Source organism: Natranaeroarchaeum sulfidigenes, from assembly GCF_017094485.1.
GTDB lineage: Archaea > Halobacteriota > Halobacteria > Halobacteriales > Natronoarchaeaceae > Natranaeroarchaeum > Natranaeroarchaeum sulfidigenes.
Genome location: NZ_CP064786.1, coordinates 419,063 through 443,701, shown reverse-complemented (window position 1 = coordinate 443,701; position 24,639 = coordinate 419,063). Strand labels below are relative to the sequence as shown.

The 24,639-nt window shown below is 60.7% G+C and carries 21 protein-coding genes; 13 read left to right on the top strand and 8 right to left on the bottom strand.

What is annotated here, in order from left to right; genetic code table 11:
- Positions 1 to 129: 129 nt before the first annotated feature.
- From AArcS_RS02250 to AArcS_RS02235, 4 genes are all read left to right on the top strand, one after another.
- Complete coding sequence (locus AArcS_RS02250; RefSeq protein WP_238478801.1) at positions 130 to 1,152, top strand: Cdc6/Cdc18 family protein; 1,023 nt, start codon at positions 130 to 132, stop codon at positions 1,150 to 1,152.
- Positions 1,153 to 1,401: 249 nt separating this feature from the next.
- Positions 1,402 to 2,352, top strand: a complete 951-nt coding sequence (locus AArcS_RS02245) for a hypothetical protein (RefSeq protein ID WP_238478800.1) — start codon at positions 1,402 to 1,404, stop codon at positions 2,350 to 2,352.
- A gap of 1 nt (position 2,353) precedes the next feature.
- Positions 2,354 to 2,674, top strand: coding sequence for a DUF8156 family protein (locus AArcS_RS02240; protein ID WP_238478799.1), 321 nt, complete (start codon positions 2,354 to 2,356; stop codon positions 2,672 to 2,674).
- Positions 2,671 to 3,330 carry a 3'-5' exonuclease family protein gene (locus tag AArcS_RS02235; RefSeq protein ID WP_238478798.1) on the top strand — a complete coding sequence of 220 codons (660 nt, stop codon included), beginning with the start codon at positions 2,671 to 2,673 and terminating at the stop codon, positions 3,328 to 3,330. Before AArcS_RS02240 ends, AArcS_RS02235 begins: the two co-directional genes overlap by 4 nt.
- A 484-nt stretch (positions 3,331 to 3,814) precedes the next feature.
- Here the strand turns inward: AArcS_RS02235 and AArcS_RS02230 are convergent, their stop codons facing one another.
- Both AArcS_RS02230 and AArcS_RS02225 read right to left on the bottom strand, forming a co-directional pair.
- Positions 3,815 to 4,216 carry a PIN domain-containing protein gene (locus tag AArcS_RS02230; protein WP_238478797.1) on the bottom strand — a complete coding sequence of 134 codons (402 nt, stop codon included), beginning with the start codon at positions 4,214 to 4,216 and terminating at the stop codon, positions 3,815 to 3,817.
- Positions 4,213 to 4,461, bottom strand: a complete 249-nt coding sequence (locus AArcS_RS02225) for an antitoxin VapB family protein (RefSeq protein ID WP_238478796.1) — start codon at positions 4,459 to 4,461, stop codon at positions 4,213 to 4,215. The genes AArcS_RS02230 and AArcS_RS02225 overlap by 4 nt, the downstream gene beginning before the upstream one ends.
- Positions 4,462 to 4,699: 238 nt before the next feature.
- Here AArcS_RS02225 and AArcS_RS02220 point away from each other — a divergent pair, with 238 nt between their 5' ends.
- Positions 4,700 to 6,865, top strand: a complete 2,166-nt coding sequence (locus AArcS_RS02220) for a type B DNA-directed DNA polymerase (RefSeq protein ID WP_238478795.1) — start codon at positions 4,700 to 4,702, stop codon at positions 6,863 to 6,865.
- A gap of 598 nt (positions 6,866 to 7,463) precedes the next feature.
- Here the strand turns inward: AArcS_RS02220 and AArcS_RS02215 are convergent.
- Positions 7,464 to 8,210: a phosphatase PAP2 family protein gene (locus tag AArcS_RS02215; RefSeq protein ID WP_238478794.1), complete on the bottom strand. Its 747-nt coding sequence runs from the start codon at positions 8,208 to 8,210 to the stop codon at positions 7,464 to 7,466.
- Positions 8,211 to 8,797: 587 nt separating this feature from the next.
- Here AArcS_RS02215 and AArcS_RS02210 point away from each other — a divergent pair.
- From AArcS_RS02210 to AArcS_RS02200, 3 genes are read left to right on the top strand one after another with little or no spacing between them, the layout of a single operon-like run.
- A complete protein-coding gene (locus AArcS_RS02210) occupies positions 8,798 to 9,703 on the top strand; it encodes a DUF4129 domain-containing protein (protein WP_238478793.1) in 906 nt (301 codons plus the stop codon).
- The gene (locus tag AArcS_RS02205) at positions 9,700 to 11,670 is read left to right on the top strand and encodes a DUF58 domain-containing protein (protein WP_238478792.1); all 1,971 of its coding nucleotides are present in this window, start codon (positions 9,700 to 9,702) and stop codon (positions 11,668 to 11,670) included. The genes AArcS_RS02210 and AArcS_RS02205 overlap by 4 nt, the downstream gene beginning before the upstream one ends.
- Entirely contained in the window at positions 11,667 to 12,161 is a 495-nt protein-coding gene (locus AArcS_RS02200; protein ID WP_238478791.1) for a DUF7519 family protein, read from the top strand. Before AArcS_RS02205 ends, AArcS_RS02200 begins: the two co-directional genes overlap by 4 nt.
- Here AArcS_RS02200 and AArcS_RS02195 read toward each other — a convergent pair.
- Positions 12,158 to 13,108, bottom strand: a complete 951-nt coding sequence (locus tag AArcS_RS02195) for an AAA family ATPase (protein ID WP_238479962.1) — start codon at positions 13,106 to 13,108, stop codon at positions 12,158 to 12,160. The two genes, AArcS_RS02200 and AArcS_RS02195, sit on opposite strands and share 4 nt — an antisense overlap.
- 190 nt (positions 13,109 to 13,298) lie before the next feature.
- Here AArcS_RS02195 and aglM point away from each other — a divergent pair, with 190 nt between their 5' ends.
- The 3 genes from aglM to AArcS_RS02180 all read left to right on the top strand — a co-directional run bounded on the left by aglM (position 13,299) and on the right by AArcS_RS02180 (position 17,029).
- Positions 13,299 to 14,585 carry a UDP-glucose 6-dehydrogenase AglM gene (aglM, locus tag AArcS_RS02190; protein WP_238478790.1) on the top strand — a complete coding sequence of 429 codons (1,287 nt, stop codon included), beginning with the start codon at positions 13,299 to 13,301 and terminating at the stop codon, positions 14,583 to 14,585.
- A gap of 160 nt (positions 14,586 to 14,745) precedes the next feature.
- The gene (locus tag AArcS_RS02185; RefSeq protein ID WP_238478789.1) at positions 14,746 to 15,837 is read left to right on the top strand and encodes a Gfo/Idh/MocA family protein; all 1,092 of its coding nucleotides are present in this window, start codon (positions 14,746 to 14,748) and stop codon (positions 15,835 to 15,837) included.
- Positions 15,838 to 15,895: 58 nt separating this feature from the next.
- Entirely contained in the window at positions 15,896 to 17,029 is a 1,134-nt protein-coding gene (locus AArcS_RS02180; RefSeq protein WP_238478788.1) for a geranylgeranyl reductase family protein, read from the top strand.
- Here AArcS_RS02180 and uppS read toward each other — a convergent pair.
- On the bottom strand, positions 17,021 to 17,941 hold the full coding sequence (gene uppS / locus AArcS_RS02175; RefSeq protein WP_238478787.1) for a polyprenyl diphosphate synthase: 921 nt from the start codon (positions 17,939 to 17,941) through the stop codon (positions 17,021 to 17,023). The two genes, AArcS_RS02180 and uppS, sit on opposite strands and share 9 nt — an antisense overlap.
- Before the next feature lie 135 nt (positions 17,942 to 18,076).
- Here uppS and AArcS_RS02170 point away from each other — a divergent pair, with 135 nt between their 5' ends.
- Together AArcS_RS02170 and glmS are read left to right on the top strand one after the other, a co-directional pair.
- A complete protein-coding gene (locus AArcS_RS02170; protein ID WP_238478786.1) occupies positions 18,077 to 19,261 on the top strand; it encodes a sugar phosphate nucleotidyltransferase in 1,185 nt (394 codons plus the stop codon).
- The gene (gene glmS / locus AArcS_RS02165; protein ID WP_238478785.1) at positions 19,261 to 21,063 is read left to right on the top strand and encodes a glutamine--fructose-6-phosphate transaminase (isomerizing); all 1,803 of its coding nucleotides are present in this window, start codon (positions 19,261 to 19,263) and stop codon (positions 21,061 to 21,063) included. The genes AArcS_RS02170 and glmS overlap by 1 nt, the downstream gene beginning before the upstream one ends.
- A 9-nt stretch (positions 21,064 to 21,072) precedes the next feature.
- On the opposite strand, the gene AArcS_RS02160 is transcribed toward glmS, so the two are convergent.
- From AArcS_RS02160 to thrS, 3 genes are all read right to left on the bottom strand, one after another.
- Positions 21,073 to 21,783: a phosphoribosyltransferase family protein gene (locus AArcS_RS02160; protein WP_238478784.1), complete on the bottom strand. Its 711-nt coding sequence runs from the start codon at positions 21,781 to 21,783 to the stop codon at positions 21,073 to 21,075.
- 89 nt (positions 21,784 to 21,872) lie between these two features.
- A complete protein-coding gene (locus AArcS_RS02155) occupies positions 21,873 to 22,451 on the bottom strand; it encodes a cadmium resistance transporter (RefSeq protein WP_238478783.1) in 579 nt (192 codons plus the stop codon).
- A 129-nt stretch (positions 22,452 to 22,580) separates the two neighbouring features.
- Positions 22,581 to 24,530: a threonine--tRNA ligase gene (gene thrS / locus AArcS_RS02150; RefSeq protein ID WP_238478782.1), complete on the bottom strand. Its 1,950-nt coding sequence runs from the start codon at positions 24,528 to 24,530 to the stop codon at positions 22,581 to 22,583.
- Positions 24,531 to 24,639 lie beyond the last annotated feature (109 nt).

Sequence of the window (24,639 nt, the reverse complement as noted above, 5' to 3'; positions counted from 1 at the left end):
AGCCGGTTCCACAAACAAAATGTACGAGGGAGACACTCTACCCACTGAAAGCACTCACGTGTGGTCAATTCCGGAAACCTCCCAGACACACTTTTGTGACCAGACAAAAAACCAGGGTATCGAACAAAGATGATCCGTGATGCTCGCGTCCTCCGTGCTGGTTTTGTCCCGCGAGAAGTCGAGCATCGCGATGCCGAGGTCAATCATCTCTCCAGTGTTCTCGAACCAATCACGAATGGTGAGCCCGCGGACACTGCCATCGTCACCGGACCCAGTGGAACCGGAAAGACCTGTCTCTCAAAGTTCGTCACCGAACGGCTCCGCGAGGAAGTCCTTGACGTCGAAGGCACCTACGTCAACTGCTGGCGCAACTACACCCGATTTCGGGCGCTGTACCAGATTCTCGATGATCTCGGCAAGACGATTGACATCCATCGCCAGTCGACGCCACACGACGAATTGATCGAACGTCTCCAACAGTACGACGGACCGCGGGCTGTCATCATCCTCGACGAGGTCGACCAGCTCGAAGATCCGGGAGTACTCTACGATCTACACAGCCTCCCGCAGTTCGCGGTCATCTGTATTGCTAACGAGGAAGAACAGTTGTACAGCCGTGTCGACGACCGGCTCGTGAGTCGCCTGCGATCCAGCGAGCACGTCCGTATGGACAAGTACCATAACGACCAGCTCTTCGACATCCTGACCGCCCGTGCGAAATGGGGTCTCGAACCCGATATCATCACCGACGACCAGCTCTATCACATCGCGGATGCGGCCGCTGGCGACGCCCGGCTGGCGATCGGCATGCTTCGGACCGCAGCCAGCACGGCTGCTCGCGAAAATCACGACCGGATCACCAACGACTTACTGCAGGACGCCGCCGGTGATGCCCGCGCACAGATCAGACAGAAGAGCCTCGACTCGTTGACCCCACACCAGCAAGTCGTCTACGAGATCGTCAACAAGTACGGCCCGGTCGGACCGAGTGAGATCCACGAGCGCTATACTGCGGAAGTCGAAGACGCGCGAACGAAACGGACTGTCCGTACGTACCTCTCGAAGATGGCCCAGTACAACCTTCTCGAAGCTGAAGGGACGAGTCGGGACCGAGAGTACTCGCTCGTCGAGTCGCCGACGGCATCGCAGTAGTCGGGGGGCTGTGGAACGGAACCGGTTCAAACAATTCTGGAGCCATCAGTAGCAATAGTCATGACCAGAACTCGGTTGACCTTGCTCGATTGTTGATCGAACCGTGACGCTTCCGGAACCGTTCCCAGAAGTCGCCCCGATCGGTGGAAATCAACGGAGGGCCAGCAGTCCCTCCCGGAGGGCAACCGTTCCCTGAAACGTGGAAGTGCCACGCCGCGGCTTATCCACCCTGTCGGCATCTAGTAACATATGCTTGAAGACGCACGACCAGCAGCGGAGTCGTTGCGGGCCAACCGACCAACCAGAAGTGCAGACGAGAATCGCGATTTCGTCGATCTCGCCGATCCAGCGACCGAGAATCAGCTACTCCCGTCACTCGATGACGGGATCACACTACTGGACGTCGAGGGAAGTCGGGGCGTCCCGATCCTCCAGTCGCTCGTGCTCGACCATCTCCTCATACACGATGGCCTTGCCTTCTGGGTCGATGCAAACGGACACGCGACGACCACGACGCTCGCCCGGATCGCGCCCAGCCAACGGTTGCTCAACCGAATTCAGGTGGCACGTGGCTTCACCGCCTACCAGCACTACGGAGCGGTCTGTGATCTCACGACAGCGGTGAACCAGTCAATCAAGACATCCACGGCCGATATCGGGGCGGTCGGTCGAGGGGCACCAATTTGCGACGAGAACACGTCTCCCCATACCCCTGCTCTCATCGTCGCCCCAGCCATCGACGCGCAGTACCGTGCCGACGATACGCTCTGTGAGACACATGCCGAAACCCTGCAGGCCCGGGCGCTCGCGAAGTTATCGACCTACGCCGATGGGTACGACGTTCCAGTACTCGTCACCCGGAGCAGGCGTGATGAGTTCACCACCGCAGTCGCAACGGCTGCAGACCATCACATAGAGTGTGAACAGACACGAATGGGTCCACGGCTCCTCGGCGAGGAGTTCGAGACGCTCGTCTATCCCGTTGACGACGGCGCGTACTACCAGACAACGTTCGCGTACTGGCGAGAGCTGCTCGCGGCTCGCGCTACCCGGGTCGGTATGGAACCGACAACGCCGTCGTCCTCGACTGCAACCCGGGATGGCGTCGGGACGGGCATCACAGCTGCTGGGGAGAGGGCGTCGACCACTACTGACCCACTGCTCGATGCGTGGACGGCAACTGACACTGGAGGGCGATAAGATGGGCCGGACGAATCCAACCTATCGGGATGCGTTGCGAGCGATCGAGGAACGGTGGGCGGACTTTCGACGAGCACTCCGGCGTCGTGACCAACCCCGCTTTGACCAGCTGTTCGAGTACGCGCGCGAGCATGCGGATGCGAGCGGCCTGTTAAACCATCAGAATCCACTCCTGCCCGCGCTCTTCAGCATTGATCTCGAACAGGAAGAACGCCTCGACGACCACGAAGCGCGCCTCGACGAACTGGAAGCCGCGCTCGAAACAGCGGGCGATCAGCGGGAGTTGATCGATACTGACCGCATGGAGTCCGATCAGCGATGAGTTCCCTCTCGACCGTCGCATTTGATATCGAGACGACCGGCTTCACGGTCGGTGACCGGCTGACAGTCGTGGGATTCGATGCTGAGATCGGCTCGCACGTGTTCCTCAACACTGACGGGAAAGCACCCACCGAAGGGCTGGAAGAGAGAATTAACGATGCGGTGACGACGCCCGTGGCGCTCTCAATACACAATAGCGAGGACGCTCTCCTATACGCCGTCACTGAGTTCGTTGAGTCGACGCTCTCTGACCAGGATATCAAGCTCGTCGCGTACAACGGCGAGACGTGGAACGGCGGGTTCGACCTGCCGTTTCTCCGTACACGGCTCAACCACCACGACCTCGGGTGGCCGTTCGAGGATATCCCGTATATTGAGGCAATGGACGTGTTCCAGTCTCGCTTCAACACCACCGAGAACTCGCTTGTTGCAGTCTACGAGGAACTGATCGGCGGGGACGTCGGAGACGTCGATCCGTTCGTTGATAGCGCGTCTGCCGTAGATGCATGGGAGCGCGGTGAATTTGAGGACGTTGTGCTGCACAACGTTGCCGACATTCGTCGGACACGTGCACTGATGGATCTGGCAGAGCGCTATTGCTCGAAATCTGATTTTTCTATGAAGTCGCTCGATCCAGTTGTCAGCGACCGACACTGACGGAACAGGAGGAGAAGCCGGGATCGCGCGTGTAAGTGAATTGCTCTGTTACCGATTCGCCAGCCGGTACAGCAACAGTCGTGGGTTCTGGCTCTCCTGCCCCAACTCGGAAGTCAACGTCCATCTCACCGTGACTTCCTCCCACGAGTAAACTCGTGGGCTTCCCCCCCGCTGACGCGTGATTCAGTCGTCTGAACTACCGGGGGCAACGTTCCCAGTCTCGCTACTGGTACTCTGGTTCGCGGGTGCCTCTTTGGTCGAAAGACCAGAGTGTTTCACCGTCCACTCAGAGTCGTCCCACTCAAGGCATGGTACCTGACTGTGGTGTCCATCCGCCGTCGTGTTCTCTCGGGCGGCCACGGGCCGAGCCATCGACCCACTTGTTTGAATCTCTATGCTCTCACTAGCGTGTTTCCGCAGGAAATTCGCTGATCCTGCAACATCCGAATGACCCTCACAGCCACACGAGTGGCATTGAAGTAAGTCAGTCTGTGTATTCTTCGACCTCGACGACCGCTTTCGTCGCCGAATGAGTGAGATCACCATCGCTGGAGACTACAGGCGCATCCAGCTCGCGCCCGACGGCTGCGATCAGCGCGTCCGGCCCATCGAGATAGGGGCCACCGGGCGCGATCTCGTCTGCGATCTCGCCAGCTATCGTCGCCGTTCGTTCATCGACAGCGTAGACATCGGCCCAGGAAAGGTCGGCACGAACTCCGTCGACGTCGCCGTCCGGGAGATTCCCTGCACCAACAAGGACCTCTGTGTAGGCCGGGACAGGCATTACCCAGCGGATGTCGTCACCGCCTGCGGATTCATAGAACTCGCGAGTTGCGTCGACGCCATCCAGATAGTCGATCAGAAATGACGCATCGAGTACCTTCATGCGCTGTTTTCGGACCGGCGGCGCATTCGCTCCTTGCGTTTTTCCTTTGCGTTCTGGCGGGCCTCACGGATCTCCTGGGCTTCTTCATCAGACCAGCGACCGAACCCATCGTAGAAGTCTCCGACGGCCGTCTCGCCGAGGACACGCTCAAGGACGTCGTTGTAACTTTCGCCTTCGCGCTTGTGCTTTTCCAATTCTCGCTTCACCGTGTTGCTCACTCGAATCTGCTCATCGGCCGTTCCCATCTCACGTTGACAATCGTGTTGACGCTACTTCGGTCTTTGGTCAGCCTCGTCGAGAAGTGGTGGGACTGTCACCGAGTCCCGCCGGTGAGATGCCGATATTCCGGAAACCACCTCGGAAGTGAAACATCACGGACGTGAAGGCCCAAATCGACCACAATCAGCGTTCTAAAGTCCTGTATATTGACTCCGGAAGGGACACGCCACGAATTATGCACGAGTCGGATCTCATAGTCACCAGATGCCGTTCACGATCGACTTTCTGGACGATGGGCGCGTTCTGGAGTGGGAGGCAACCGCTGCTGGCGCAGTCGTCACCGAGACTGACGAGTACACGCCACGGTTCTACGTCGCTCCTCGCGATCCCGACGCCGATCTCGATCTCACGGCACTCCAATCGATGTACGACCAGCATCCGGACGTCGACGCGACCGAGATGGTGTCTCGGCGTCCCGGCTTTCGACGAGATGAGGAGTCTGTCCTCGCTGTCGACGTCGAGCACGTCAACTGCGTCACTGGGCTCGCCCGGCAAACACGGCAATTGTCCGACTACCCGGTTGGTGATCTTGCCTGCTTCAATGTGGACCTCTCACGGGAGTTCCGGTACTGTCTGGAGAACGGCGTCGATCCGACGCCAGCGAACGAGCTGTCGACCCTCCGACTCAGCGTCCCGGTGGCCGAAACGAGCAACGATCTCTACGGGGAGTTGACCGTCGCTGGCGAAACCATCACTGGATCCGTGGAGGATATCCTGACTGGCGTCCGGGCGAACATCGAGACACGTGATCCCGATGTCCTGGTCTGCTCGACGAGCGAAATCATCCCGACGCTGTACGAGATGGCGACGGTGGCGAGCATTGACGAGTTCACGCTGAGTCGGTGGCCCGGCGTGGACTACCAGCAACTCGCGAGCCAGTCGACGTACTCGAGCTACGGTCAGGTGGGACATTCGCCGGCGCGGTACAACGTGCCCGGTCGGGCAATCATCGACGAGTCGAACACGTTCTTCTACGGGGAGACCAACCTCGACGGCGTCCTCGATCTCGTGTCACGCTCGAAGAAGCCGGTCCAGGAGCTCGCTTGGGCATCGATTGGGAACGTGCTCACGGCGATCCAGATCTGCGAGGCTCACGACCGGGGCGTCCTCGTCCCGTGGAACTCCTGGCGTCACGAATTTCACAAGCCGATGGGGACGCTTCACGACGCCGACCGCGGTGGGTTCATCTTTGCGCCCGAGGTCGGCCTCCACGAGAACGTCCACGAGCTCGACTTTTCGAGTCTGTATCCGAATATCATCTGCACGCGAAACGTCTCCCCGGATGTGATTCGGTGTGACTGCCACAGCGACCGCGAGGACGTCCCCGAACTCGGCTACTCGATCTGTGACACGCGAGGCTATCTCGTCGACGTATTGGAACCGATTATCGGCGCTCGCGACGACATCAAGACAGCTATTGATCGTGAAAACCACCGTGACGATCCTGACGAGGATCGGCTGGCGGAACTCGAAGGACGGTCGGGCGCGCTGAAATGGATCCTCGTTGCGTGCTTCGGCTATCAGGGATTCAGCAACGCGAAGTTCGGGCGCATCGAGTGTCACGAGGCGATCAACGCATTCGCTCGCGAGATTCTGCTGGAGGCCAAAGAGCGGCTCGAAGCCGGTGGCTGGCGCGTTGTCCACGGCATCGTGGACTCGATCTGGGTGACTCCGGATTCCGACGTCGACGACGATGAGCGCGAGGCCCTCGAAACCGTCGCAGCGAACATCACTGAGGCGGTCGAGATCCGGCTCGAACACGAGGCACAGTATGACTGGGTGGCGTTCGTCCCCCAGCGCGAGAGCGATGCTGGCGCACTGACCAGGTACTTCGGGAACGTTGCAGGGGAGGACGAGTTCAAGATCAGAGGTCTCGAAGCCCGACAACGCTCCACTCCGCCGTTCATCAAGGAGGTCCAGCGAGACTGCCTCGACCGGCTTGCTGGCACACGATCTCCTGACGCGGTGCTCAGACGTCTCGAACGAGCAATCGAGGCACTACATAACGGAGAGGTTGCAGTGGAACGGCTCGTCGAGCGAAATCGGGTCTCAAAGCCACTCGAAGGCTATACGCAGAACACACAGAACGTGGCAGCCCTGAAGCGGGCACGCGATCACGGTCTCGCTGTTCATCCGGGCCAAGATGTCGAGTATGTCGTCGTTGACGACGAGAAGACCTCCCGGGACCGCGTCTCACTTGTCCATGAAGATGTCGAGACCTATGACGCCTCATATTACGAGAAACAGCTGGTCCGAGCTGTTGAAAGCGTTTTGTCACCGCTCGGCTGGGACCGAACAGAGATTCAACGTACCATTGCTGAGACTCGGGAAATGAACCTGTCTGCCTTCACTGAATTCGGCGACAACTAATCGTTGGTATCGCTGTTTGGTGGTGGCCAGATATGGATTGAATTTTCTACGGCCTCATCAGCGATCGAGGCGGATACCCCGACCTCAAGGGTCGGGGTTGTTGACGGGAGAACCAGACGAAGGCGCGCGAAGAGCTCGTGAAATAGTGGAGAGTCGGGGTGTTATCTCGATCGTCCATTGACATCCACCCACGACTGAAGTCGCAGGATTCCTTTCGTGGGAGCCTCAGTCGTCCTGAGCTTCCTCGAGAGCGATATTCCTGGTCGACGCGGTACTCTGGTCTGTGTACTCCTCGTTGGCCGTTGTCTCCACCGCGATGGAGGGCGGGCTATTGGGGTGGCTCAGTACCAGATCTCGCGTCAGTATTGCCAAATCTGGGAGATACAGCCACTCTTGTGGCTGTTTGAATGATGGTGTGCTCGTACTGATTGGTGATGGTGGACGTTCCCAGAGCAGATCCATAGTCGACAGAGAGCCGTTCTAGCGGTTCCACAGGCCGATTATGAACTTCTCGTGACTACCTCTCTGTACTTGATACCCCCCATCAACCTCGGAGCGACCCTGAATCAGAATATGACCAGTTCGGACAACTCGGTAGTTACTCCTCAGGGTTGCCTGACGCCGAGAGTCGACGGTCAAGCTTCAACGCGATGGTGAAGACGCGCTTCCGAACTACCTCGTGTTCGGCGACACGCCACCCAGCGAAACAGCCGACTGTCCCAACGAGCGCCAGGAGTCCATCGGTCGAACCACCGCTGGCCACGGCGGCGAGGACGGACAGCACGATCGCGATGGTGAACGCCCGCATCGCATCAGCCCGCACGAACGACCACATCGCGTAGAGATACGCCATGCCGAACGCGACCGACGCGAGGACGTCGACGAGATAATGGACGCCGAGTGCGAGCCGGGAAAAAGCAACCAGACTAATCAACGCGGCGGCCACCGCCCAGCGCCCCCTGTGCGTCCAGACGCGCCCCCAGAGTGCGAGTGCGCCCCATAGGACGGTTGCGGTCATCGTGTGCCCGCTCGGGAACCCCTCGCCCGACCGGGGCGTTGCCTGCAGCTCGACGGGTGGGCGCGGCAGCCCGAACGCGCTCTTGAGAACGATCGCCAGCGAGAGCCCGCCGAATACGACGGCGATCAACGTGATTGTTCGCCGGGAACATAGCCGCTCCCGATCGCCGGTTTGGATCTGCTGGCGGACGCCGAACGCGAAGATCACTGTAATGACGAGTGCGGCGACCTCGATGTCGCCTGGTAGTGCAAGCAGTCGGCCAACGAAACTGAATCCATCAGGGACGAACTCGCGGACGAACTCGGTAACGCCGACTCCTCTACTCATTCGTTTATCCCGACAGATGGCGACCGCTAAAATCCTTCGCAACAGCGGTACTAGCGCGATGGGACGAGTGAGTGAGATGTTCGCCCACTATCTGGATATTTGATGGTCAAGATCTAATGTGGGCGCTTTTTATGGGACACCCACCCATCGTTTCCGCTGTTCTGGTACAGTATATTCTCGGAGCGTGAGGCAGTTGACCGCAGTCCGCACACGTCGTTTCGCCACCACAAGTTTCGAGTCGTCCTGGACACTCAGGGCAGGTCGTTTGGTTAACCGTCTTTCCATCGTCTTCGTCGAAGCCAGTTTCGTAGACATCTCTCAGTGACATAGTCAGTACACAGGACATTCTTCAGAACGCCCCGTACCCGCCAGGGGGCGATACAAATAGCGTGCGGGAGATGAATGTGGACTGGTGTGTTCCGTAGCTCTCAAGCAGAGAGTGTGGGATCGATTGCGTTCAATGCAACAGTATTCCGAAATCGCACCGGCTCACCCCCCTCTAAACCTTACCTTCTTGCGTTGGTAGTACACATAGATTCATACAACACGATCGTATCGTCACAAACCGAGGGCACGATTCGAACTCGATGAATGAGTCCACTCGATCGGCGATAATCGCCGGAATGGCCATTTTTGCAGTCGCCTACGCAGCAGCAACGCTCGAATCGACGATCCAGCCCGAGGGGGGTGGTGGAGACGGAACGATTGGGGATGGTGACGGTGGCAGCGGGGTAGTACCAGTCGCGCAATCGGAATCACCCCCCGGCGAGACGATCACGATTCCCTTCCTCGATGAAATACTCGCGATTCTCGCCGTCGCCCTGCTAGTAGGGCTCATTGCGTACGTGCTTATCTACCGGCGACAGGCTTTTGCCATGTTCCTCGTCATCGTCGCCTCACTTGTGGTCTTGTACCTTCTTTCAACAGTTCTGGACCCGACAGCTATCCCTCCGGACGTACCGGAACTGGAACCAGGAGACGAGACTCCGGTCGGTGACGGTAGCGGCGAGGGGTGGGGCGATGGGACCGGTGTCGATCCAACGCAACCATCCCCATCAGCACTACTGGTAGTGCTCATAGTGGGACTCTCCGTCATCGGTGGGGTCCTTGCGCTGTTGAGAACCCCAACCGACGACAGCGACGAGTCTACACAACAGTCCACTGGGGGCGGTGAGAACGCTGCGGCCATCGGCCGAGCAGCAGGACGGGCCGCTGACCGGCTTGAAGCGGAGGTGGATGTCGATAATGAGGTGTACAAAACCTGGCGTGAAATGGCCGAGTTGGCCGATGTCGATACCCCCGAATCAAGTACTCCGGGGGAGTTCGCCGATGCTGCCGTCGAGACGGGTCTCGGCCGTGCCGATGTAACTGAACTCACTCGTCTGTTCGAGGATGTACGATACGGCAACGCAGAACCATCCGAAGAGCGGGAACGGCAGGCGATTACGATCTTCCGACGGATCGAGAACCGATACGCGGAGGAGGATCCGTGAACTATCGGCACGTCGCGCTTGGTATCGGTATTCTATCCCTGGGGGCTAGTCTACTTGCGATCATCTCTCCCGGGCTGATAGCGGTCACTCTCGATCAGGTACTGATCACTGTAGTCGGTGGAATAGTCATACTACAGGCGCTTCGCGTTATTTTGGGTCGCTGGCGCGAGGACCGGGATGAGGCTGTGACTCCTGACCCGGAACTCCCGATTTCGACCTCGCCACCAGGTGAGGAGTTAAAAGACGAACTCGAACGGTTTCTCGGCACCAAGCGGCTCTACTTTCCCCGCGCTCGTCTTCGGACGGGACTCCGTGAGGCTGCCGTTACTGTACTTGCTCAGTACGGGTCGTATTCCACAGCCGAGGCTGAGGAGGCAGTCGAGGCAGGAACGTGGACTGATGATATCTACGCGGCTGCGTGTATCGGTGGCGAACAGGCACCGACACCACCACTCCGTGTACGCGTCCAGAACGCATTTCGAGAAGAGTCGCCGTTTGAGCGCGGTGTTCGACACACCGTCGACGCGATTGCCGCGGCTGCTGGCGTAGCATCGCCCTCGAACGAAGACGCGACCAAGAAACCGCGAACACAGGAAGATCGACGAACGGAATCCAGTGTGGAGACATCACGGAAGCGGTCCACGGGACGGACTGACGACACCAGCAACAGACACGAGCCGAAAGACGCCCTCAGACGTGCAACACATTCGACAGGGCACTGGACAGGCGTCAGTGTCGTTGCACTGGTGAGCATCGGCGTCGGGATTCTCGTCGAACAGCCTGCAGTACTGCTTGCCGGGACTGTCGGCATCGGTTACGCTGCGTACGCCCGCTCATCGGCGCTGCCGCCTGGTAGTGTCTCCCTCTCTCGGACGCTCAGTAATGAGCGGCCGGAACCGGGTGAGGAGGTCGAGGTAACGGTCACCATCACAAACGACAGCGAGCAGGCGCTGGCGGATCTGCGACTCGTCGACGGTGTCCCAGAATCGCTCGCCGTGACGGATAGCTCACCGCGTATCGGCACGGCACTGCGGGCGGGAGAGAGTCGATCGTACACCTATGCAGTGACTACCCGTCGAGGCGTCCATACGTTTGGGCCAGCGACGCTGATCGCACGCGACCTTACGTCCGCAAAAGAGCAAGAGCGACGCCTCAGCACAGAAACAACGCTAACCTGTATTCCGTCGCTCCGAGCGATAACCGAGCCGATCCCACTTCGAGCACAGGCGACGCAGCAAGTCGGTCACATCGAGACCGCTACCAGCGGAGACGGGGTCGAGTTCTATGCGACAAGAGAGTACCGACCAGGCGACCCAATGAGTCGAATCGACTGGAACCGTCGCGCACGGACAGGTGAGCTCACGACAGTCGAGTTCCGAAACGAGCGTTCCGCGAGCGTCGTCATCGTGGTTGATACCCGCGAGGAAGCGTATCTCTCGCCCGAGCCGTACGCCGAACATGCACTCGACCGTGCGGTCGACGCCGCCGGACGGCTGTTCGTGACGCTGGCCGATTCGGGAGACACAGTGGGGATCGCTGCACTGGGCGACAGCTCCTGTTGGCTCGCCCCAGGCTCCGGTGTTGATCACAGGGACACCGCACGAGAACTGCTCGCAACGCATCCTGCATTCTCCCCGGTTCCGAGGAAGACCCGTTCAGTGGTGGTTCGACACCGCAACCGCCTCAGAAAACGACTGTCTGCGGGCACACAGGTAATCGTTCTCACACCGCTGTGTGACGAGTTCGGCAGCCAGTTTGCCAGGCGGCTCGACGAACGCGGCTACCCAGTCACGGTGATCAGCCTCGACCCGACCGCCAGCCAGACGACTGCACAGCGATTTGCACAGGTCGCCCGACGACTTCGACTCACGACCCTGCGAAGCAACGGGATTCCGGTTATCGACTGGGAATGGGACGACTCGATTACTGCCACGCTTGCCCGATTCAACGAGCGGTGGTCGCGATGAACCCCATTGATCGAGATCCAGTACAGCTCAGTAGCCTGGGAGCAGGGTGTGCTGCGGTCGTTGCGTTCGGGCTCAGCGCGTTCTACTCGTGGCCGGCCCTCGCTATCGGCGCAGTAGGACTGGTTCTCGTCTTTGTGGGGCTCATCCGTGGACTGTATACTGCAGTCACTGTGGGCGCGTTCGGTCTGTTCGTGGGCGCGATTCTCGCTGGTGTACAGACCACGGCTGTTGGTCCGATACTTGGCAGTGTTACTGCAGCAGTACTGGCGTGGGATATCGGCACGAACGCGATCAGCATCGGGAACCAACTGGGACGTGAGGCCGACACGAGACGTCTCGAAGCGGCCCACATAGCCGCGAGCACTGGGGTTGGCGTCATAACGGTTAGCATCGCATACGGACTGTACATGACCGGCACCAGCGACCAACCGATCACGGCCCTGTTCTTGTTATTGCTCGCTGCAGTCCTGTTGCTGGAATCACTCCGCTAGTCGACGGTCGGAACTTCGACCTGTTCGAGCACGCTGTCGATCACCTCCCGTTTCTCCACGTCGTTCACGCGTGCATCAGCAGTCAAAACGAGCCGATGAGCGAGCACCGGTTCGGTGATTGTTTTCACGATATCTGGTGTTACGTACTCGCGACCCTCGATAACTGCCCGAGCCCGTGCCGTTTCGAACAGTCGTTGTGCACCGCGCGGCGACACGCCGACACTCACACGTGACTCCTCCCGCGTTCTGCGGCTGATATCGAGCATGTACAGAATGAGATCCTCGTCGACGCGGACGGTCTCCGGGACACGCTGTAGCGCGCGAACACGATCGGGAGTGAGTACAGGATCGACGGACGGACTCCGTTCCTCTCGACCATCTCGGCGGAACAAGAGTTCCGCCTCCCCCTCGTAACTCGGATACCCCATGCTGGCCTTCACGGCGAACCGATCGATCTGTGCCTCCGGCAAGGCGAAGGTTCCCTCCTGTTCGACGGGATTCTGTGTCGCGATGACGAAAAACGGGTCCGGAAGTTCGCGAGTGTCCCCATCGGCTGTGACCTGACGCTCTTCCATCGCTTCCAGCAGGGCGCTCTGGGTTTTCGGTGGCGCCCGATTGATCTCGTCAGCGAGCACGACGTTTCCGAATATCGGCCCCTCATTGAACTCGAAGGTGCGATCGCGCTCGTTGAATACGTGCGTGCCGGTTACATCTGCCGGGAGGAGATCAGGAGTAAACTGCACCCGTGAAAACGACAGCCCCAGTGCCGTGGCCATACTTCGGGCAGTCAGTGTTTTTCCGGTCCCCGGAACGTCCTCAAGGAGGACGTGCCCCCTGGCGAGCACACCAAGAAGCACCGTTTCGAGAAACGAACGGTCAGCGATAACCGCGTTTTCGACCTCGGTCAACACAGCATCACACTGTGCACTCGCCTCGTCGATACGCATCGTCATATGTAGCCCATTGATCATCCGGGTACAAAGATTGGTCTCCCTCGGCGAGCGGTGTGTACGAACCGACACTCCGAACCCGATGCGCTCGGTGGAGGCGACTGCTGGCTGAAAGAGTCGTGCCGTGCCTGATGACCTCGGAGCAGAGACCGCAACACACTATTATTGTGACTGACACGTCTACAGTATGCAAATCAACGTCATCGGGAGCGGCTACGTCGGGACGACGCTCGCCGCCTGTCTCGCCGATCTGGGTCATGACGTGCTGGCGATCGATATCGACGAGGAGGTCGTCGCAGCGCTCAACGACGGCCGGGCACCCATCCACGAACCGGGGCTCGACGACCTCATCGCCGAGCACGCGGGCGACCGTCTCCGCGCGACCACGAGCTACGAGCGAGTTCCCGAGGCAGAGGTTACCTTCCTCGCGATCCAGACGCCCTCGCGCGAGGACGGGAGTATCGACGCCGCACCGCTTGCCGCGGCCGCGGAGATGACCGGCGAGGTACTGGACGGGACAGACGACGATCATCTCGTCGTCGTCAAGAGCACGATCACGCCGCCCGCGCTCGCGGAGGTCAGGACAGCAGTGCTCGACGCGACCGGAGACACTACTGGCAGGATTAGCGTCGCGACGAATCCGGAGTTCCTGCGTGAGGGCACCGCAGTCGAGGACTTTCTTTCCCCCGAGAAGATCGTCCTCGGCGCGGACGAACAGTGGGCAACAGAACGCCTCGAAGCCGTCTACGAGCCACTGCTGGCCGACCACGACGCACACGTCGTCCGGACTGATCCCGACACGGCGATGCTGATCAAGTACGCCAACAACGCGTTTCTCGCAACGAAAATATCGCTGATCAACGACATCGGCAACGTCTGCAAGGAGTTCGGCGTTGACGCCTACGAGGTCGCCGACGCGATCGGGATGGACGACCGTATCGGTGAGCGCTTCCTCCGAAGCGGCGTTGGCTATGGGGGAAGCTGCTTCCCGAAAGATGTCGCGGCGCTCATCGCGACCGCCGAAAACCAGGGCTACACGCCACCCGTACTCAATGCCGCAATCGAACTCAACGACCACCAGCCCGAGCGCATGCTCGATCTCCTCGAGGAGCACGTCGATGTCGAAGGCGAACGCGTCGCCGTCCTCGGCCTGGCGTTCAAGCCCGGCACCGACGATACACGCAACTCGCGGGCGATCCCGATCATCGAGGGACTTCAGGAGCGCAGTGCCGAGGTCGTCGGCTACGATCCCGTTGCGACCGAGAACATGCGCGAGCACTTCCCGGATATCGAGTACGCGGACTCACCAGCAGAAGCGCTCGACGGCGCTGTGGGAGCACTCGTCGTGACCGACTGGGACGAGTTCGCAACACTTGGAGACGCGTTCGAGACGATGGCCGAACCCGTGGTGATCGACGGCCGACGGATCGTTGCGCCTAGCAACGATCTCACGTATGAAGGTCTGACGTGGTAAGGAACACCAGCCGCTGATCACCGAGGGGACATGCGGTCGATGTGGTATCCAACCGAAGAGAACGGGGCAATGGTACCGACCCGTCGGCGATCATCGGTAGCAGATCGCTGTCGCTGGATGCACCGTATCGTTTTTTCTCCGAGCGCGAGAAGTAAGCGGTATGTCACCGACGATCTATTTCATCGGAGCCGGTGCAATCGCCCGCAATCACGCCGACTCCGTCGGATTGCTACCGAACGCCGACGAGATCGAGATCGCTGCAGCGGACCCGACTCCAGAGGCCCGCGAGCGGTTCGCAGCGGCCGTCGACGATGTCCGTCTCTACGAGGACAGCGAGTCGATGCTGGCCGAGCCGGTCGACCCGAACGATTTCGTCGTCGTCGCAGCGCCCCCATTCACACACCACGATGAGACGATTGCGGCCCTCGAAAGCGGCCGACACGTGCTCTGTGAGAAACCACTGGCACCAACCCTCGACGAAGCTAAATCGATGCTCGCAACCGCAGCGGAGGCCGATCGAATTCTTGGCTCCTGCAATTGTCGCCACTATCGAACGCCCGGCACCGAGCGGGTCAAGCGACTGATCGACGATGGGGCAATCGGCGAGCCGTACCACGTCACCTGGAGTACGCGTCGACAGCGCGGCCGCCCTGGAATCGAGTATCAGCCGGAGTCGAAGTGGTTCCTCGACAGCTCGAAAGGCGGCGGCGGCATCATCATGGACTGGGGGCCCTACGAGTTCGCAGCGCTGGACGATCTCATCGATCCTGACCGCATCGACGTCATGGATGCCTGGACTGCCCAGCCCGAGACTGGCGTGGATCCGGAAAAAATTCCGTTCGATGTCGAAACACACGGCGGTGCGACGCTCGTGTACCGTACCGACGAGCACGATGTACGGGTAACCTACGAGCGGGCGTCCGGAACCCACGGCGAGGAGCGGGATGTCACGGAAATCGAAGGAACCGAAGGTGCGATCCGCTGGGACTGGACCGAGGCCGGTACGTCGACAGTAACGCTGGCCACCGACGAGGGCGGCGATGTAGTCGAGGAGGAAATAGACGTCACCCCGGACGAAGAGATCGGAGCCCACGATCGACCACTCGTGTATTTCAACCGTGTCGTGCGCGGCGGAGACGCCCCGATCCGAACCGGTGAGGAAGCGATTACGTCAGTTGCGATGATCGACGCGATCTATCAGTGTGTCGAGTTGGGAGAGCCCCAGCGAGTGGACTTGGCGAAGATTGCTTGAACGAGACAGCCGCAACGCAGGGAGTATATATTTCCAGCCGCTGACAGACAACTAACGAATGTACGACTTCGTCGTTGTCGGCTGTGGTCCGCCCGGAGCACGCTTTGCCCGGCGCGCCGCCGAAGAGGGCCACGACGTACTCGTCTTCGAGAAAGGAGAGATCGGCGAGCCGCTGGCCTGTTCGGGCCACGTTAGCACCGACATCTGGGACTTTACTGGCCCTGACGCGCGCCAGGAACTCCTCCAGAACGAGATCCGTGGCGCACGCTTCCACGTCGACGAACCGCAACGCACCGCGAAATCCACAGACGAACGCGCTCGCGAGGCTGGACGCCAGCTCGACCACGCGGAACCGTTCTACCGGGACGAGACGATCTCGAACGTTATCGACCGGGTCGGACTGGATCGCCACCTCGCCGACCTCGCACGCGATGCCGGTGCTGACGTCCGCGATCACCACACCGTCACGGAAATCGAAGAGCACGAAGATCGGGCCACAGTGACCGCCTCGACACCTAGAGACACGATTACCGTCGAAGGGAAGATGGTGGCCGGCTGTGATGGGCCCCGTTCCCGTGTCCGGGATGCCCTCGGTCTCGATGAGCCAGACGAACTCCTGCATGGCGTGTTGGGGTTCGATCCAGCCCCCGATCCCGGCGACTACGTCGACGTCCATCTCACCGCACCGCGCTTTTTCGCGTGGCGAATCCCGCGGGGCGACGCCGGCGTCGAGTACGGACTGGCAGCTCCACCCGGCGATGGCGTCCAGCAGCTGTTCGAGCAACTCCGAAGCGACTACGGCGTCGACCTCGATCGAACCTGCTCGGGAGCGATCCCGATCGGCCCACCCGAGCGCGTCACGACGCGACGGGGCTTTCTTATCGGCGACGCCGCCGCCCAGACCAAACCGTTCACCGGCGGGGGAATCCTCTACAGCATGACTGCCGCCGATCATGCAGCGCGAACGATCGATCCGGACTGGCCGCCGACCCTGCAGGCGTACGAACACGCGTGGCGCGAGGACCTGTCTCGCGAGATTCAACTGGGGCATCTACTTCGGCGCGCGTACAGCCTCCCGGAACCGATCCAACGAGCGGGTTTGCGCACGCTCTCGGGCGAGATCGGCGTCCACATGGACCGCCCCACGTCACTATTTTCACGCGAGCAACTCGGCGCGCTGCTCTCACGCTGATTCCGCGTCGTCCTCGACAGGAAGCGCGGGTCCGATTCCGTCCACGTCTGGAACGTCGTCCGACCCATCGAGGATCCGTCGTGCCTCCTCGGCCCGTGTGTCTCCGAGGCCTTTGACGAGTGTCAGCGCGCGGCTGAGTCGCGTGCGCTGCCATGCTTTCTCGCGGTGCTGGTACGTACGGATACTGCGGAGGAACTCCGGCTTCGAGAACTCCGGCCAGTACGGCGTACAAAAGTAGACCGCAGCCTCGTTGCCGTTGGCATACCACGGGAGGAAGTTACTCGTCCGTTCGTCGCCGCCAGTCCGGATGATGAGGTCGACGGCGCGAACCGGGCGATCATAGAGCTGGCTCTCGACGGTCTCGACATCCAGATCGTCGGGGGAAAGCGTTCCTTCGTCTACCTGCTGAAGGATCCGCCGTGTCGCAGAGAGCAGTTCCGATCGACCGCCGTACGCGAGTGCGATGTTCAGAACGAACGACTCATACTCGCGTGTACGCTCCTCGGCGTAGTCGACGACCTCCTGTACGCGGTCCGGCAGGCGTTCGATATCACCGAGTGCACGAATACAGACCTCGTTCTCGTGGACGCGGTCGGCGTCAGCGAACTCGCGGAGTTTGTCCTCGATGAGATCAAATAAGGCCTCACGCTCGTCGGGCGGGCGCTCGAAGTTCTCCGTCGAGAACGCGTAGACGGTCAGTTCCTGAATGCCGAGTTCCTGGCACCATTCGAGTAGCTGTTCGGTTGTTTGTGCGCCCTTCCTGTGGCCGTTTGATTTCGTCTCACCCTGCCGTCTGGCGTACCGTCGATTACCGTCCTGAATAACAGCGACGTGAGTAGGAACGTCGTCGATTTCCCTGCGTAACAGGCGCTCGTACAGCCTGCGCCACTGCTTTCGCAACCACCCACTCATGCTTACTTGCTGAAAGATAGAGCGACGGCCCGCTTGTACTTTCTGGTCAAAAACAAGATCCTGAACACCTCCCCAAATCGTAGCAACTGCGGATTCCAGCATAATTAAGTAGCCAAAAAATATTGACTACACAACATGACTACTCTGCCAGCCATCGTTCTCGCTGCTGGTGAAGGCGAGCGGTTGCGCCCACTGACATATCGACGACCGAAACCGCTGTTGCCCGCCGGCAATCGCCCGATTATCAACCACGTTCTCGACACGCTGGTCGACGCGGGGATCGAAGAGATACATCTCGTCGTCGGGTACGAGAACACGCGGGTGCAAGACAACGTTGGCTCGACGTACCGCGACGTGCCGATCGAATACGTCCAGCAGGACACACAGCTCGGCAGCGGCCATGCGCTTTTGCAAGCCAGAGATGTTATCGACGATTCGTTTGTGGTCGTGTACGGGGACCAGATCGTGGAGTCCTCGCTCATCAGCGCTGTTGTCGAGACACACACTGCAGAGGACTCGCCAGCGACACTCGCAGTGCTCGAGGATAGCCGGGCACAGGAGTACGACGGCGTCGGTATCGACGACGGTGTTGTCACCGATATCGCTATCGGGCCTGACGTCCCACCCGGGTACGGGCTGAACGCCGGAGTGTACGCCTTCGAACCTGATGTGTTCGAAGCGCTTGCGCCAGCATCCAGCGACGACGGGACTGTGACAATTCCCGGTGCGATACGGACCATGCTGGAGCGCAACCAGAAGCTCCGAGCCGTCGAGACTGACGGCCTCTGGGTCGATGCGAACTATCCCTGGGACCTCCTTACGGTCGCCAGCGAGCTGTTCGACCACGGCGTGCTTACGGAAACTGACAAGGAGATCCCCGAGAGCGCCACTGTTCACGAGAGTGCGACGATTCGATCCCCCGTCGCAATAGACGAAGACGCCGTCGTTGGACCCGGTGCAGTGCTCGGTCCGAACGTGTGTCTCGGCGAGAATGCGACGGTTGAGGCCAACGCAGTCGTCGACAACAGTATAATCGATGCCGATGCACGGGTTGGCCCAAACGTGACACTGCTCGACTCGGTGGTCGGACAGGGAGCACAGATCGGTGCCGGAACGACGATTGCTGGCGGCCCCGGTGACGTCCATGTCGGCACGCGTGTCTTTGAGGATGAGCCACTCGGCGCAGTGATCGCCGATCGTGCTCGACTGAGCGGTGGCGGTAGCGTTGCCCCCGGGACGCTCGTTGGACCAGACGTGTTCACAGAGACAGGCGTGAGTCTGAAGGGGACCATCGATCCCGGACAGGAGGTGGTCAGATAATGTGTGGGATCGTCGGCTACGTCGACCGTTCGGGCAACCCTGCCGCACTGGATGTCCTCGATACCGGCCTTTCGAGTCTCGAATACCGTGGCTACGATTCGGCGGGCGTGGCGCTCGCAGACGACGATCTCACTGTCGTCAAGCGTGAAGGGAAGGTCGAAGCGCTAACTGCCGCGCTCGCCACCGAGGCACCGGACGACGTGGCTGTTGGCATCGGACACACACGCTGGAGCACGCACGGGCCGCCGTCGGACACGAACGCACATCCGCACACGGACTGCACTGGCAACATTGCTGTCGTCCACAACGGTATCATCGAGAACTACGATACGCTCAAGGCCGAACTCCAGGAACGCGGGCACGTCTTCGAGAGCGAGACGGATACCGAAGTAATCCCCCATCTTATCGAGGACGGGCTCGATCGTGGCTGTGATCGTGAAACCGCATTCAGGGGTGCGATCGATCGACTCGAAGGGAGTTACGCAGTCGTCGCAACCTTCGCCGACGAGAATGAACTCCTCGCGACCCGGCAGGACTCGCCGCTGGTTGTGGGGCTGGGTAACGACGGCTACTACCTCGCCAGCGACGTGCCAGCGTTTATCGAGTACACCGACCGCGTCACCTACCTCGAAGACGGCGAGTTCGTCCGCGTCACACCGACAGGAGTGAGCGTCACCGACATCGAAGGGACCGAGATAGAGAAATCCATCTCGACGATCGACTGGGACCCCGAAGACGCCGGTAAAAGCGGGTATGAGCATTACATGCTCAAGGAGATTCAAGAACAGCCACGAGCGCTCAGAAAATGCCTGCGCGGCCGTGTTGACGAGATCGAGGGGCGAGTCTCGCTGGATCTCGATCTGGACCGGTCAGGAGTCGATAGTACCCATCTCGTCGCCTGCGGCACAAGCTATCATGCAGCCCTGTACGGTGCGCAGCTGCTTCGTGCCCAGGGAATCCCTGCTCAGACGTTCCTCGCGAACGAGTACGACGAAACCTGTCTCGCGGGCGAGAGACCCCTCGTCGTCGGCGTCACCCAGAGCGGCGAAACTGCTGATACGTTGGGAGCGCTCCGAACTGCCCAGGCAGCGGGTGCGGAGACGCTCGCCGTGACGAACACGATCGGTAGCTCCGCAGCCCGTGAGTGTGATCACGCCCTGTTCGTTAGAGCTGGCCCAGAGATCGGTGTTGCCGCGACCAAAACGTTCGCAAGCCAGCAGACCGCACTCCACCTGCTCGCGCTGTGGCTCGGGGGAGGTGACGTCGACCCCGGTCACATTGCTGCTCTTCGTGCGATACCGGAGCAGGTCCAGTCGATTCTCGACGACGATAGCGCCCGCGAGGTTGCCGCCGAACTGGCCGACTCCGCGGCGTACTTTTTCATCGGCCGCGGTCCACAGCATCCGGTCGCGCTCGAAGGCGCACTCAAGCTCAAGGAGATCTCCTACGAACACGCCGAGGGCTTTGCCGCTGGCGAACTCAAACACGGCCCGCTCGCGCTCGTTACCCCCGAGACGCCCATCATTGCGATGGTCACCGGATACGACGAGCGAGCCAGGAAAACGGTCGGGAACGTCAAAGAGGTCCAGGCCCGTGGCGCGCCGGTCGTTGCCGTCACGGACGGGAAAGCGGATGTCGAGCAGTACGCCCAGCACGTCCTCACAGTCCCCGAAACGACCCCCGAGATCGCTGCCCTGCTTGCGAACGTTCAGCTCCAGTTGCTCGCGTACTGGATCGCGCGGGATATGGGGCGACCGATCGACAAACCCCGAAATCTCGCGAAAAGCGTAACCGTGGAGTGAACCGCGCGCTCAGAACTCGATAAGCGCGCTCACCGGCGCGTCCGTCCGCTCGCGGGCGCGCTCGATGCCGTCGTCGCCGACCGCGATCAGGGTGAAGACGCCGCCGATCTCCGCGCCAGCGCGCTGGGCGATATCGAGCAGTAGTTCTTGGGTCTCGCCCGACCGGATCAGATCATCGACGACAAGCACGGTATCGCCATCATTGATGGCTGCGGCTGGGAGGTAGTAGGTCAGTTCGATCCCCGACTGGAGGCGCTGGCGGGACTCGATGAACTCCTCGACTGCGGTCTCTTTGGACTTTTTCGCATAGGCTGCCCGTCCGTCGTAGTAGCTGGCGATGGCGGCGGCGAGGGTGATGCCGTCGGTCGCAGCAGTGAGGACGACATCGGGGCGGTCGAACTCGAAGGCCTCGGCGGCGACAGGTGCCACGAGATCCAGAAACGACTGGTCGAAGACGATCGTGGAGTTGTCGACGTATCCCTCGTCGTCGGTCTGTACGCGGGCTGTGAGTTCCTCTGCGAGCGCGTCGCGGCCGATTCCGGTAACAACGTCGCGGGCGCGATCGTCACTCGGCAAAACGTGTCCGTTAACGTAGCGATTGAGATCGCCCGCAGGCAGCCCGGTAAGCTCGGCTAGCTCGTCGTACGTGCGCGTCTCCTTGAGCATCCGGAGAACGGAGACAGCTCGCAACTGGAGGGCCGCCTTCTCTGCTCTATTCATACAACATATGCACGGTTCCACAAGTATGGTGGTTACGATCCCTAACGGTGGCATCTACCCCACGAACGTGGTCTATTGGCGTGCCGCCGTCAAGCGGCGATCAGACCGGCCAAGATGACGTAGCAACCCACAGCGACCAGAACGGCGGGAACCAGCCAGCGGTCAAGCCGGTCGGAGATCCCGTCAATCGCGACGTGATAGACAACGAGCAGTGCAACGAGAAACACGATTCCAGCGCCGATCAGATACGCCCCGATGATGAGAACCAATGCCTCCGGTGAGAGATCCGCAAAGAACGGAACGAATACGGCCATATTATCGCCGCTCATGCCGATTCCCGTCATGGCGACCACACCGATACGTCCCGTCGTGTTCGGAACGACCGCCGATTCTTCGACGACCGTTTCTGGCGGGCGGCTGATAAGTCCCCAGAGTCCGATACTGAGCGGAACGACGCCGAGGAGAAACGTCCAGTTGGACAGGATCTCACCAGCGATGAGTGCCCCGAGAACAGCACCAGTGAGACCGATAGAAAAGCCCACGTAATGCCCGAGGAAGACCTCACGAATCCGATAATCGTTGTCCGCACAGAACGCACTGATGACGACGAGGGTGTCCAGTTGTGTCGCGGCGAACAGCCACGCGCCAAGAAACAGGACTGTGTCCACGGATACTGCAGTTCTCTCACTACGAATGTATAGTAGTTTTCCGTTGGCTGTACCAGTCCTTCCAGCCTCGCCTCGGTATCGGCCACGCACTGGGACCGGAGACGACTCGATCCGGGCCGGATATTCGGCCTAATCGGCGAGGAAGTCCGGCTCGGTCCGCTTCTCGTCGCGCTCGCTCCGCAGGTGATCGCGGAACGTGTCGATTTCGACGTCGTACTCCTGCTCTTCGAAGCGGTCCCGAACGGAGATGTTGCCGTCCTCCTGCTCGTTGTCGCCGACGATGATCATGTAGGGAACGCGGTCGTCGTGGGCCGCGCGGATCTTGCGCTCGATGGTCGAGTCGCGATCGTCGACCTCGACGCGGAACTCGTCGAACTCGTTTTTGACGCGGTGGGCGTAGCCGAGGTTCGCGTCGCTGATCGGCAGGACGCGGACCTGCTCGGGGGCGAGCCAGAGCGGGAAGTTGCCCGCGAAGTGCTCGATGAGGACCATGAAGAAGCGCTCGTAGCTACCGTACAGCGCGCGGTGGATCATCACCGGCTTGTGGTCCTCGTTGTCCTCGCCGACGTAGGACAGGTCGAAGCGCTCGGGCATGTTGAAATCGAGCTGGACCGTCGGGCCGTCCCAGCGGCGGCCGATGGCGTCCTCGAACGCGAAGTCGATCTTCGGGCCGTAGAACGCCCCGTCGCCCTCCTCGACCTCGTACTCCATCGACCGGCTTTCGAGGACGCTTTCGAGCTGTGACTCGGCGCGCTCCCAGATCTCGTCGCTCCCGACGCTCTTCTCGGGACGGGTCGCGAGCGCGACCTCGTACTCCAGATCGAAGGTCGTGAGCACGTCGTCGATCAGGTCCATGATCTGCTCGACCTCCTGGCGGATGTCCTCGGGGCGGACGAACAGGTGGCCGTCGTCGATGGTAAACGCCCAGACCCGCGAGAGTCCCGAGAGTTCGCCGCTCTGTTCCTTGCGATAGACCTTGCCGTTCTCGGCGTACTTGATCGGCATGTCCCTGTAGGACCACGAGCTATCGTCGAAGATCGTGGCGTGGCCCGGACAGTTCATCGGCTTGAGACCGTACTCGTCCTCGCCGACATCGAAGACGAACATATCGTCCTGATAGTTCTCGTAGTGGCCGCTTTTCTCCCAGAGGTCGGTTTTGAACAGGTGGGGCGTCTCGACGTACTCGTAGCCTGCATCGAGGTTCAGATCGGCGACGTACGATTCGAGCTCCCGCAGGATCGTCTTGCCCGGTGGGTGATAGAGCGGCAGCCCGGGGCCGGTGACGTCCTGAATCGAGAACAGGTCCATCTCCGCGCCGATCTTGCGATGGTCGCGGCGCTCGGCTTCACGCCGGCGCTCGTGGAACGCTTCCAGATCCGACTCGCTCTCGAAGGCCGTCCCGTAGACGCGGGTCTGCATCGGGTTGTCCTCGTCGCCACGCCAGTAGGCTGCGGCGATCTCCAGCAGATCGACCGCACCGATCTCGCCCGTCGATTCGACGTGTGGGCCAGCACAGAGATCCTCCCACTCGCCCTGTTTGTAGAAGGTGACCGTCTCGCCATCCTCGGCGAACTCCTCCAGCAGTTCGAGTTTGTAGCGCTGATCGGCCAGCCGTTCGCGGGCCTCCTCGATCGACACTTCCTCGCGCTCGATCTCGTAGTCGGCCTCGATGATGTCTTCTATTTCGGCGTTGATCTCCGCGAGATCCTCCTCGTCGAGGTCGATATCGTCGAAGTCATAATAGAACCCCTCGTCGGTCGGCGGCCCGATGGCTAGCTGGACGTCGTCGTACAGCCGCTCGACGGCCTGTGCGAGACAGTGCGAGGCCGAATGGCGCATCACGCGGATCGCCTCGTCGGAGTCCTCGGTGACGATCTCGATGTTCGCGCCGCTTTCCGTGATCGGCTCGTCCTTCGAGACGAGTTCGCCGTCGATGCGACCGGCGACCGTGTCGCGACCGAGGCCGGGGCCGATCTCGTAGGCGACGTCCTCGACGGTCGCGCCGCGCTCGACGCTGAGCTCGGAGCCGTCGGGCAGTACTACCGATATGTCGTCCGCTGAATCTACATCCTGAGACATTGGTACACCTCCGGCTGGTCGGGGGTGACCAGCGAGAGAATCGGCAGGCGAGAGTTGTAGTTAGGTACGGGCGAGCGCCCGGCCTGTAAAGCAGCCACCTGCCATTTGT